The sequence below is a fragment of the Phenylobacterium sp. genome (assembly GCF_016124325.1).
Lineage (GTDB): Bacteria > Pseudomonadota > Alphaproteobacteria > Caulobacterales > Caulobacteraceae > Phenylobacterium.
In genome coordinates, this window is record NZ_WGNY01000022.1 from 98,804 (window position 1) to 111,142 (window position 12,339).

General features: G+C 70.0%; 7 protein-coding genes and 1 tRNA gene. 6 read left to right on the plus strand and 2 right to left on the minus strand.

Going from position 1 to position 12,339, the window contains the following annotated elements:
- Position 1: 1 nt before the first annotated feature.
- The gene (locus tag GC203_RS13895) at positions 2-655 is read right to left on the minus strand and encodes a superoxide dismutase (RefSeq protein ID WP_293455465.1); all 654 of its coding nucleotides are present in this window, start codon (positions 653-655) and stop codon (positions 2-4) included.
- 226 nt (positions 656-881) lie between these two features.
- Between GC203_RS13895 and GC203_RS13900 the strand changes: the two genes are divergently transcribed.
- The 3 genes from GC203_RS13900 to GC203_RS13910 are packed head-to-tail and all read left to right on the plus strand — an operon-like array spanning position 882 to position 8,330.
- Entirely contained in the window at positions 882-2,561 is a 1,680-nt protein-coding gene (locus tag GC203_RS13900; RefSeq protein WP_293455467.1) for a ShlB/FhaC/HecB family hemolysin secretion/activation protein, read from the plus strand.
- Positions 2,562-2,577: 16 nt separating this feature from the next.
- Positions 2,578-5,208, plus strand: a complete 2,631-nt coding sequence (locus GC203_RS13905) for a filamentous hemagglutinin N-terminal domain-containing protein (protein ID WP_293455469.1) — start codon at positions 2,578-2,580, stop codon at positions 5,206-5,208.
- A complete protein-coding gene (locus tag GC203_RS13910) occupies positions 5,205-8,330 on the plus strand; it encodes a CHAT domain-containing protein (RefSeq protein WP_293455471.1) in 3,126 nt (1,041 codons plus the stop codon). The genes GC203_RS13905 and GC203_RS13910 overlap by 4 nt, the downstream gene beginning before the upstream one ends.
- Positions 8,331-8,352: 22 nt before the next feature.
- Here the strand turns inward: GC203_RS13910 and GC203_RS13915 are convergent, their stop codons facing one another.
- On the minus strand, positions 8,353-9,159 hold the full coding sequence (locus tag GC203_RS13915) for an SH3 domain-containing protein (RefSeq protein ID WP_293455473.1): 807 nt from the start codon (positions 9,157-9,159) through the stop codon (positions 8,353-8,355).
- 249 nt (positions 9,160-9,408) lie between these two features.
- On the opposite strand from GC203_RS13915, the gene GC203_RS13920 reads away from it, so the two are divergent.
- From GC203_RS13920 to GC203_RS13930, 3 genes are all read left to right on the plus strand, one after another.
- The gene (locus tag GC203_RS13920) at positions 9,409-10,689 is read left to right on the plus strand and encodes a site-specific integrase (protein ID WP_293455475.1); all 1,281 of its coding nucleotides are present in this window, start codon (positions 9,409-9,411) and stop codon (positions 10,687-10,689) included.
- 133 nt (positions 10,690-10,822) lie between these two features.
- The gene (locus GC203_RS13925) at positions 10,823-12,145 is read left to right on the plus strand and encodes a site-specific integrase (protein WP_293455477.1); all 1,323 of its coding nucleotides are present in this window, start codon (positions 10,823-10,825) and stop codon (positions 12,143-12,145) included.
- A gap of 73 nt (positions 12,146-12,218) precedes the next feature.
- Positions 12,219-12,302: transfer RNA gene (locus GC203_RS13930), tRNA-Leu, on the plus strand.
- Positions 12,303-12,339: the final 37 nt, after the last annotated feature.

Sequence of the window (12,339 nt, forward strand, 5' to 3'; positions counted from 1 at the left end):
GTCAGGCCGGCTGGGCCTCGCCGGCGGGCGCCGGATACCGGTAGCCCTGGCCCTGGCCGCCGGATGCGGCGAGTTGGGCGGCGGCGAACTCCCAGTTGGCGAGGGTCTCGAACCAGCGCGTGAGGAACGTCTTCCGGTCGTTCTTGTGGTCCAGGTAGTAGGCGTGCTCCCACACGTCGCAGACGAGGATCGGGACCAGCCCGTCGCGGGTCAGCGTGTCTTCCGCGTCGTGGGTGGAGATCACCTTGAGGCCCTCGGGCCCGCTGACCAGCCACACCCAGCCCGAGCCGAAATGGCCGACGCCCTCGTTGACGAAGGCTTCCTTCAGCGCGTCGAGGCCATCGAACGCCTCGTCGATGGCGCGGAGCAGGTCGCCCGATGGCCCGGCGCCGCCGGCCGGCCGCATGCACTGCCAGAAGAAGGCGTGGTTCCAGGCCTGGGCGGCGTTGTTGAAGAGCGGCTTGTCGCCCTTGCGGTGGGCCTCAACGACCAACTCCTCGACCGGCCGGCCCGCCAGACCCGCCTTGGCCGCCAGATCGCCCATCTTGTCCACATAGGCCTTGTGGTGCTTGCCGTGGTGGGTGTGCAGCGTGTCGGCCGACATCAGCGGCGCAAGCGCGTCGTGGGCATAGGGAAGCGGGGGCAGAACGTACATAGCGACCTCTGGAATGGAACGGTCGGGACCGATCCCGACGTATGACCAACTCCTACACGGCCGTGGCGTTCCTATGACCATCGCCACGTTTTGCGGTTGCAGAAAATCGCGCGAGCGGTCTCTTATTGGGCAGGTTGGATGCTCGCCCTCGCGCTGGGCGACGGTCTGACCTGAACTGTTCGCCGAGAGGCGACGGCGCCGACACGGGGCGCCCCAGGGGGTTTGAATGGGGCTGACCGTTTCGCGCTTCGGCGCGGCGGCGACACTTGCTGTCGCCGCCTTGCCGGGAATCACGCATGCACAGGCGCCGCCGACGCCGTCGCGGCAGGAGCTGAATCCGGCTGCGCGGGCGCAATTGGCCCCGCCGCAGGCCGACCTGTTCTCGCGGCCGGGGACGGGCGCCTGCCCGCTGGCCGAGAACCCGGCGCCGCTGACGATCAAGTCGGTCGCGTTCCACGGCCTGGAGTCGGTGTCGCCTGACGAGCTGCGCCCGGCGTACGCGCCGTTCCTCGACAAGGCGGGCGACGCCTCCGACCTCTGCAAGGTGCGCGACGCGGTCGCCGACGCGCTCTTCGACCACGGCCTGCTGGCGCGGGTCGAGATCCCGGCGCAGACGATCGACGACGGCGCGGTGACCCTGGAGGTCATCGAGGCGCGCATCGTCAACGTCGCGGTGCGCGGCGATCCCGGGCCGGCCGGGCCGGCGGTGGAACGCTACGCCCAGAAGCTGCGCGGCATGGCGCCCTTCGACGTCAACCGGGTGCAGCGCTACATCCTGCTGGCTTCGGACATCCCCGGCCTGAAGGTGCGGGCCTCGGTGCGGCCAAACCTGTCGGGCGAGCGCGGGGCGGTGGATCTCGACCTGTCGGTCCAGCGCGACCCGCAGGACCTGATCGTCAATGCGCAGAACCTGCAATCCAAGGCCACGGGCCGCTGGGGCGGGCTGGCGCGCGGCGACTTCAACGCCATGACCGCCTATGGCGAACAGACCTCGCTGGTCTTCTACCGGACCGTCTTCCACAACGAGCAGTGGGTGGTGCAGGGCCTGGAGGAGATCCGGCTGGGCGGCGAGGGGACCGTGCTGCGCGGCGGCCTGGCCTATGGCGAGAGCCATCCCGGCGATGCGCTCAAGCCGCTGAACCTCAAGAGCGTCAGCCTCATCGGCAATCTGGAGGTGGCCCATCCGCTGATCCGCTCGCGGCGCAAGAACCTCAGCGTCGCGGCGGGGGTCGACGTGATCAACCAGGACACCAAGCTGGGCGGCCGCGCCAAGCTCATCAACGACGACCTGCGCGTCATCTATGCGCGGGCCGAAGGCGATCAGACGGCCTACTGGGGCTATCACCCGATCGTGCTGCGCGGGGCGGCGTCGCTCCGCCGCGGCATCGAGGGTTTCGGCGCGACGGAAGAAGGCGACCGCCTCCTGTCCCGCGCCGAGGCGAAGCCCGGCGCCTGGGTGCTGACGGCCGAGGCCTCGATCATGACCGTGATCACGCCGCAGCTCTCGTTCTTCGCCCGGTTCAACGGCCAGTACGCCAACCAGCCCCTTGCGGCCTATGAGGAGTACGCCGTGGGCTCGCTCACCATCGGCCGCGGCTACGATCCGGGCTACATCTCGGGCGACAGCGCCATGGCCGCCAGCCTCGAGCTGCACGGCGGACCGTTCCAGCCCAAGACCGGCTGGGCGGTCAGCCCCTACGCCTTCTTCGACATCGCCCAGACCCGGGACAAGGACCGGGGCGGTTCAACCCAGACGCTGAAATCGGTGGGCGCCGGGTTTCAGGTTCCGGTGCGCGAGCGGTGGGTGCTCGACGTCGGCTACGCCCGTCCGCTCGACAAGCGCTTCATCGACCGGAAGAAGCCGCCCGGACGCCTCATGATCAATCTCACCGCTCGCTTCTTCTGAGCCGGGAGGAGTTCTCATGCGTGACCCCATCCGCCTCCCGACATCCCGCCAGGCCCTCGCGGCCGGCGCGGCTGCCGCGGCCCTGCTTGCCGCCGGACAGGCGTCGGCCCTGCCGGTCCCGGGCTCCGCGCCCGCCACCGTCAACGCCGGCGGCGCGCAGCCGATCATCCAGGTCGGCTCGACCGACGTTCGGATCGATCTCAACGCCCAGCGCACGATCATCGACTGGACCAGCTTCAACCTGAACAGCGGCGAGACGGCGCAATTCCGCTTCGACCAGCGCAACTGGATCGTACTGAACCGGGTCACCAGCGGGCCGATCAACATCAACGGCGCGGTGACGGCCTATCAGGCGGCGAACCTCAACAGCCCGACGCCCGCGATCACCAGCGGCAACGTGTGGTTCTATTCGCCGCAAGGCGTGGTGTTCGGCGCGGGAGCCCGGGTCGACGTCGGCGGCATGCTGGCGACCAGCGCCGCGGTGACCGAATCGGCGTTCCTCAACACCGCCAACCTCAACATCCCCTTCACAGGCTCCGGCAGCGGCGGCTCCGTCACCGTCGCGGGCGGCGCCCAGTTCACCGGCAAGGGCTATCTCGCGTTTGTGGCTCCGATCGTCTCGACGGCGGCGGGGGCGACGGTCAACTCCGGCGACTACGGCACGGCCGCCTATGCCGCCGTCGACAGCTACGAGATCCGCTTCCGACCGGCGTTCAACAACGACCTGACCTTCTTCACCTTCATCGTCCCCAACGGGGCGGCGGGCACGCCGCACGACATGCCGCTGAACATCGCCGGCGCGACCACCGGCGCGAACGTCTACCTGATGGCCATAAGCCGCGCGGCGCTCACCAGCGTGCTGATCAACGCGCCGGGCCTGCTGGTGGGACAGTCTTCCTTCAACGAATACGGTCAGGTCACCATCACGACCGGACGCAACATCACCGAGGGCCAGGTCGGGCTCAACAATTCGACGCCTGTGCCGGGCGCGCGGTCGGGGCTGGTGCAACTGGGCGAGATCAACGCCGCCGGCAATGTGAACATCGTGGTGACCGGGCGGTTCGGCACCTCCGACCTGACCGCGAACCGGATCCGCGCCGGTCAGGGCCTGGTGATCGCCGCCAACAACATCACCATCGGCTCGGGCGGCGTGGTCTCGGGCGACTCGAACGTCAACTTCGGCAGCACCTACATCGACGCCCTGGGTACGGTGACCATCCCCACCCTGACGGCTCGAACGGACATCACCATTCAGCCGGGAGACTTCCAGGCCGGCGGCAATGTGAACCTGCTGCCCTTCCTGCACCTGGGCGCGGTGAATTCCGGCGGACAGATCAACATCCTGGCCGAGACCCTGGACGTCGACTCCATGAACGCCGTCAGCATCCTGAGCTCGACGGAGGACACGACGACCGCGGGGTCGCTCACCGGCTCGACCGAAGTGCGGGTGGCGGCCACCACGAGTCTCAGCCTGGGCTCGGTGACGACCAACGGCTTCACCCGCCTCACGGCCCAGAATTTCAGCTTCAACGGCCCGATCAACGCCGACACCGCCGTCGTGCGAATCCTGACGCCGGATGAAGCGGTGGTCGGCGGAACCGGAACGGATGGCCGGATCACCAATGCGATGTTCCAGCGCTTCAACGTGAAGACCTCGCTGACGCTTCAGGGCGGCATCGACGGTCAGTTTCCGGTCTCCAACGACTTGATCGTCGACGATCTCGACGTCGATCCGCAGAAGGTCCCGGAACTCCACCTGCTCGCGAGGGACACCAACAAGATCGTCGTCCGCGGCACGGTCGCGCCGTCGGCCGCGGGCGTTCACCTGACCGTCGGGGACGACGCCGCGGACACCATCTGGGCGCCGCAGTCGATCATCGTGACCGGCTCCCTGGGCGCGGCCACCTCGACCACGCTGGGTGGAGACCCGGGCTCGTCCGGGGGGGGATCAGGTCCCGCGACCGGGGGGTCGGGCGGATCGACGGGGTCCGCCACGCCAGGGTTCACCGATGTTCGCGCTTTCGATTCGATCAATCTCTTCGCCACGACCGACGTGCTGATCGGATCCGAGCGGTTCATCGACCTGGTGGCGGACACGCCCGCGGCCGAAATCGACATCGGCCAGGGTCTGCCGCTCGGCGTCGCGGCGCAGGACGATGAGATCGGCCGCGTGTTCCTGGTCGCCGGAAGCCTGACGGCCGTCGCCGGGGATCGCATCGTCCAGCAGAACACCGGGATCTTCGGTCAGGAGGCGGGCTTCTTCCTCACCGGGCAGGAGGTGGAGCCGGACAAGCCGCTGCTGACGATCGGCAAGGCCCAGATCGCCGACATGTTCGGCGCGCTGCAGATCGGCGAGGGCATCGTGACAACCGGTCAGCAGGCGGCGATCTCCAGCCGTATCGCGCGGCTCGAGGGCGACACGACCCTCGGCGCCATCCGGATCAACGGCTGCGCGCTGGCCATCGGCTGCGCCACGTTCACGCCGGCCAGCCAGTTCCGGGTGGAATCGTTCCGTCCGGCCTCGGTGCGCCCCTCGATCGACCCGCCGGTGCTGACCCCGCCGCCCAAGGTGGAGGACGACGACCGCGAGATCGAGACCGTCGTCACCGGCGCCGGCAACGAAGAAATCTGGCGGAGGGAAAAATGAGCCGCCTCGTTCGCTCGTCCGCGGCGCTCGCCGCGATCGCGGCCGGAATTGCGGGCGCCGCCGCCGGGACCGCCGGCGCCGCGCCGCTGCCGGAGGTCTTCCCGCTGGGCCAGAGCAGCGCCAGCGGCGCGGTCTGCGAGGCGGTGCGCGACTATCAGGACCCGCTGGGGCAGGGCGCCCAGGCCAAGGCCTGGCGGGTGCGTTGCCGCGGCTACGACACGGTGCTCGGGCGCCTCTACGAGCTGCCCAAGTCCGGCGAGGCGGCCTGGCGGGCCGCGCTGGCCGCGCGCGCCGAGTGCGGGGCGTCGGCCCCGGCGCCGGGCGGGCTGCCGGCGAGCCTGGCCAAGTGCCGCGCGGGCGGGCAGGGCGGGGCGCCCTACATCGCCTATTCCTCCGACAAGGACGGCAAGCTCACCGTGGCCGAGGGCCTCGCGCCGCTGTCGGACGTGGTGGAGACCAGCCTGAAGGTGGCCCTGGGCCTGGCCGATCCGCCGGCGTCGACCGACATCCAGACCTCGGCCGCCCAGGCCGAGATCGCCGCCGACTTCCCCGACCTGGGCGGCCTGGCGGCGGCCGAGGCGGCCGCGGCGGCGGATCCGCGACGGCTGAGCGCCCACGGCTATGTGCAGAACAACGAGTGGCGGTTCGACGAGGCGGAGACCGCGTTCCGCGCGCTGGTCAGCGAGGGCGAGGCCGCCAACGCGCCCGCGGCCCAGCGGGCCGACGCCCTGCTGAACCTGGCCATGAACATCTCCAACAGCGGCCGGTTCGACGAGGCGCAGGGCTATTTCGACGAGGCCGACACCCTGATCCCGGCCGACGACGTCCTGCTGCGGGCGCGCAGCCTGAACTACCGGGCGCTGCACGAACGCAACCGCCGGCGCTTCCCCGAGGCGATCCGCGCGGCGCGCGCGGCGCTGCAGTTGCGGGCCAGCGCCGGGGGCGGGGCGACCCAGGCCGCGAGCGGCGTCCAGGCGGCCGCCGGGGGCGCCCTGGTGATCGACGCCGGCACGGCGCGCAAGCTCAACACGCCGTCGGCGGCCCAGAGCCAGATCGAGACCACCCGCGTGACGCCCGCCGAGCGCCTGGCCGTGCAGGACGCCCAGGCCTGGCAGGTGATCGGCACGTCCCAGGCCGAGATGGGCGATGTGGCGGCGGCCCGGGCCTCGCTGGCGCGGGCGCGCGACATCCTCTCGCGCAACGCCGCCCTGGGCCGGCTGACGGCCTGGCTGCAGGCGCGGGTGGCGGCCGATATCGCCGGGCTGGACCTGGACGCCGGCCGCGCGACCCAGGCGGTCGACGGCTATGCCGCGGGCCTGAAAGCGCTGCGCACGCGCCATGCCGGCAGCGCCGCCGAGGGCGCGATGCTGCTGGACCTGGGCCGGGCCCAGGTGGCGGCCGGCCGCGACGCCGACGCCCTGGCCAGCTATGGCGCGGCCATGGCCATCTTCCGCGCCCAGCGCGGCGGGCTGGGTGATTCCGCCGACGCCTCGCAGCCCTATTTCGACCTGCTGCTGAAGCTGATCGCGCAGGAGCCGGACCGGGCGGCCGAGTACGGCGGCCTGTTCTTCGACGGCGCCGAGACGGTGGTGTCGAGCGCGACGGCCGAGACGGTCAACCGGCTGGCCGCCCGCGTGGCGGCGGGCGACGGCGCGATCGCGGGCCTGTCGCGGGCGTTCGAGGACGCCCGGCGGCGCGTGCGCGCCACCGAGAGCCAGATCGCGGCCCTCCAGGCCGACGGCCTCTACACCGAGACCGTGCGGACCGAGATGGAAGGATTGCTGAAGGGCGAGCAGGAGACGGCCAACGCGCTGGAGGCGCGGATGCTGGCGGCCAATCCGCGGTACAACCAGCTGGTCGCGCCGGGGGCGCCGGCCGCCGACGTCCAGGCGGCGCTGCGGCCGGGCGAGGTCTATCTGAAGATCCTGCCGCTGGCCGGCCGCACCTATGGCGTGCTGCTGACCGCCGGCGAGGTGAAGCCCTACGCGATCGAGATGACGCGCGATCAGGTGGACGCCGCCGTCACCCGCGCGCGCCTGCCGCTGGAGCCGACCGACACCCTGACGCCGTTCGACACGGCCGGGGCGGCGGCGCTGTTCTCGCGCCTGTTCGGGCCGGTGAGGGATGAGGTGGTCGCGGCCAGGCACCTGATCTACGAGCCCGATGGGCCACTGGTGTCGCTGCCGGTCGCGCTGCTGGTGACCGACACCGCGTCGATCCACGCCAACGCCAACGGCGAGGTCGACTACACCCGCGTGGCCTGGCTGGGCCGGCGCGTGGCGTCCTCGCTGGTGGTGTCGGGGGCCAGTTTCCTGCAGTCGCGGAAGTTCGCCCCGTCGGCGGCGAGGCGCCCCTATCTCGGGTTCGCCGATCCGGCCCTGCCGCGCGCCGAGGAGCGCGCCTACACCTCGGTGACCCGCTCGTTCCTGCGGCGCAGCGTGGTGATGGAGCGGGTCTGCGGCGAGACCCGCGACGCCCTGCTGAGGATCGAGGCCCTGCCGGAGACGGCGGCCGAGGTGCGCTCGGTGGGCGAGAGCCTCGGCACGCCCGGCTCGGTGGTGACGGGCGAGGCCTTCAGCGATGACGCGGTGCGGCGGCGGTCCGACCTGGCCGACTACCACGTGCTCTATTTCGCCACCCATGGCCTGCTGCCGCAGCCCGACGCGTGCGTGCCCGAGCCTGCGTTGGTGACCTCGCTCGGGACCGGCGACAGCGACGCCCTGCTCGACACCAGCGAGATCCTGAACCTGAAGATCGACGCCGACCTTGTCGTGCTGGCCGCCTGCGACACCGGCGGCGCCGGCGCCGGCGTCGACCGCACCGGCCTGAAGGGCGGCGGCGAGGCGCTGGGCGGCCTGACCCGGGCGATGATCTACGCCGGCTCGCGGGCGCTGATCGTCTCGCACTGGTCGATCGAATCGGAATCGGCCGTGCGGCTGATGACCGGCCTGTTCGCCTCGGGCGCGCCGACCATGGCCCAGGCGCTGCAAGCCTCGCAGGCCGCCCTGCAGGACGACCCGCGCTACGCCCATCCCTACTTCTGGGCGCCGTTCACGCTGGTGGGCGACGGGGCGCGGCCGCTGCCGGGCGTGTCGCGCCAGGTGGCCGCCGCCCAGGATTGAGGCGGGGGCTCGGGCGGCCGGATCAGGCCCGCTCGATGTCCCAACGGCCGTCGGCGCCGCGGCAGGCGTTGTAGCGCTCGCGGACCGCGCTCCGTCCGGGCTCGTTCAGGGTGTGCTCGACCAGGCGGCAATCGCCGTCGCGGCCGCCGCCGCCGACGGGGCTCATCACCGAACGGGAGACATAGCCCTGGATCAGGCCGTCCTCGACGACCGCGAGCCAGCCCCCGGCCACCTCGCCGGCCACCTCGACCTGCTCACCGGAGCGCAGCCGGTCGACCACGGCGTAGGAGGTGCTGGGCCCCGAGCGCATGTTGATCCGCCCGTTGGCGGCATAGGCGCCGCCGGCGTCGTTGACGCGGAAGGCCGGCGTGACGCCGTCGGCGAAGCGCCAGCGGCCACTGTAGCCCGAGCGGGGCGGCGGGGCCGAGCCGTAGGACGGCCCCAGCACCTCGACCCGCCCGCTGGCGCCGGTCTCCGGGTCGCGCCAGGTCTGCGCCTTGCCGGTGTCGAGCGCGCGCTGGAACGCCGTCTGCGCGTCGAGGCGGGACTTCTTGTCCATGCGGCAGCCGATGCTGTTGCCGATGGCCGCGCCGATGCCGGCGCCGATGGCCGCGCCCAGGGCGCGGTCGTGCTTGCTCACCTGGCTGCCGGCCAGGGCCCCGACCAGGCCGCCGACCACGGCGCCGGTGGTGTCGGACGAGCCCGGCGCGCTGCACGAGAAGAGGCCGCCCAGGCCCTCGGCCGCCGCGACCGACGGCGAAGCGGCCGGCACGGCGAGGGCGGCGGAGGCGCCGAGCGCGAGGACGGTCTTGCGGGAAGTTCTGGGCATGGTTTCGGCGTCCGTTTGAGGGGCCGGGATGATGCCCCCGATTGCGACGCCGAGCCAAGCCGCGATCACGCCGGCTTGAGCCCTGCGCCGGGCATGGACTATCGGTGGCGGGGCGCGGGCGTGGCGGAACGGGTAGACGCAGCGGACTTAAAACGAGATCGAGATTTTTTATAAGCTAAATCAATAGCTTATATAGCTCCGGTCCTGACACAGGTCTTACACACTTGCCTTCGGGCAGATGGAGGTCCTGTGACGAACAGCCATACGATCATGGACGGTCGCGTCCACATCTATCGCCGGAAAAGCAGCCGGTACTGGCAATGCGCTGTCTATCTCGGCCGTCGGAACTACCGCCAGACGACCCACCAGGAGAATCTCGCCTACGCCATTGAGTTCGCGCGAGACTGGTTCCTCGACCGGGTGGCCGAGGACCGGCTTCGGCGACGTGGCGTCGAGCTTCCGCAGGCGCCCCAGGGCGCCCCCGAGCCGCCGAGGCGGCGCATCATCATCGAGAAGACCTTCCGCGAGGCCGCGGCGGAGTTCCTGCGCGAGTACAGGGCGCTTACGCTCGGCGAGCGGAACGAGGAGTATGTGGCCTCGAAGGAGGGTGTGTTGCGCCTCCACCTCATTCCGTTCTTCGGCAACTCGCCGCTGTCCGAGGTCACGGCTGGTCGCATCCGTGACTATCGGCTCCATCGGGTCGAGCCCCCGGCGAAGCCTCAAGCGCGGCGATACAAGCACGGCGACAGGGAACTGATTGGCCGGCCCCGAGCGTGGCGCCGGCCCAGCCGGAGCACGATCCACAAAGAGATGGTCTGCCTCCGGCAGGTATTGAAGACCGCCAGCCGTAACGGCTGGATCAACGGTCTGCCGGACATGTCAGCGCCCTACAAGGCGTCGGGCAAGATCAGCCATAGGGCCTGGTTCTCGCCAGAGGAGTATGCGCGGTTCTTCAAGGCCGTGCTCAAGCGGGCGCAGGCCCCCAAGCGCGACCGCTGGAAGGGCGAGTGCGAACAGTTCCTCGACTACGTGGTCTTCATGGTGAACACCGGCCTTCGTCCCGACGAGGCTTCGCGCCTGGAATATCGGGACGTTTCGATTGTCGTGGATGACGACACCGGCGAACGCATCCTGGTGATCGAGGTGCGCGGGAAGCGCGGCGTCGGCTACTGCAAGAGCATGCCCGAAGCGGTCGAGCCCTTCACTCGCATGCTCAAGCGGAACAAGCCGAACCCTGAGGACCTGATGTTCGGATCGGTGCAGAGGGAGTTGATGAACGCGATCCTGGCCGAGCTTGGACTCAAGAAGGACCGGGACAGCAACGCCCGTACCGCCTACAGCCTGCGTCACACCTATATCTGCTTCCGGCTGCTGGAAGGGGCGAACATCTACCAGCTGGCGAAGAACTGCCGGACCAGCGTGGAGATGATCGAGAAACACTACGCCGCCCACCTCAAGAACGTAGTGGACGCCTCCGCCATCAATGTCCGAAAGGCCGCCAAACCGCGGAAATCACGTTCCGCGGCTTGAGGGGCGCGCCCACCAGCTCTGGCGAACGCCAGTGGACGTTCTACCAGCGTCCAGCCCGTAGACCTACGTGTTGGGCGTCTCCCGCCGTTTTCGTAACCTCCCGGGGAGGGCCGGAGGCGGGCCGGGAGGCGTCATGTCCGAACGCCATAGAGTCATTGATGGCAAGGTCTACGTCTATCGGCGGGAGAACAGCCGATACTGGCAGTGCGCGGTCTATCTGAGCGGGCGCAACCACCGTCATACGACCGGCCAAGAGAACCTGGCGCTGGCCGTGGAATACGCCCGCGACTGGTATCAGGATCAGGTCGCCGAAGATCGCCTTCGCCGGCGCGGGATGCTGCCGGCGCCAGCTGGAGTCGCGGTGGCGCGTCCGCCGCCCAGGCGTATTCCGGGGGAGAGGACGTTCCGCGAAGCTGCGACCGCCTTCCTCCGCGAGTACAGGACGCTGATGCACGGAGAGCGCAACCCGCAGTACATCGACTCCAAGGAGCGCGTCCTGCGTCTCTATCTGCTTCCCGCGTTCGGCGATCTTCCACTGTCGGCCGTCGACGCCGGCCGTGTGCAGGACTATCGGGTCCACCGCCTCACGCCGCCGGCGGAGTTGAAAGCGGCCTACTACAAGTGCAAGGGGCGGACGCTGATCGGCCGGCCGCGAAGCTGGCGACGGCCAAGCCGCAGCACGCTCCACAACGAGATCGTCTGCCTCCGGCAGGTTCTGAAGGCCGCCAACCGCAAAGGCTGGATCTCGGCCCTGCCGGACATGTCCGAACCCTACCGAGCGTCCGCCAAGGTCTCGCACCGGGCCTGGTTCTCGCTCGAAGAATACACGCGCCTCTATGAGACGACGCGGGAGCGGGCTCGCAGCCCGAAGGCAGAGCGTTGGCGCGACGCCAACGCGCAGCTCCACGATTTCATCCTGTTCATGGGCAACACTGGGCTGCGGCCCGACGAAGCGGTGCGTCTGCAGTTCCGCGACGTGACCATCGTGACGGACAGGGACACCGGCACGCGCATCCTGGAGATCGAGGTGCGCGGCAAGCGAGGGACCGGCTATTGCAAGAGCATGCCCGGCGCTGTCCGGCCTTTCGAAAGGGTGCGGGCGCGGAAGGGCGGCGCCGCGACCGACCTGGTCTTTGGCAAGGTCCAGCGCGAGCTGTTCAACAGCGTCCTCAAGGACCTCGACCTGAAGCACGACCGCGAAGGTCGGCCGCGGACGGCCTACAGCCTGCGGCACACCTACATCTGCCTGCGGCTGATGGAGGGAGCGGACATCTACCAGATCGCGAAGAACTGCCGCACCAGCGTCGAGATGATCGAGAAACACTACGCCGCCCATATCAAGAACACGCTCGACGCAGCCGTCATCAACATCCGCAAGACCCGCAAATCGGCTGCGGCGCCGCGCGCCAGGGCGCCGAAAGGAAAAGCACGCACGCGGGCTGGACAAGGCGCTTGAGGCGACGTCGGCCGTGGACGGCGGCCCGCGCTTCGTGCCATTCAAAGGCGGTGGTGCGCACCTTCGGCGGCGCGCGGGTGTGGCGAAATGGTAGACGCAGCGGATTTAAAATCCGCTTCCGTATGGAGTGTCGGTTCGAGTCCGACCACCCGCACCACGCGTTCGGGCGACCCGATAGATCCACCGTGAGGGCC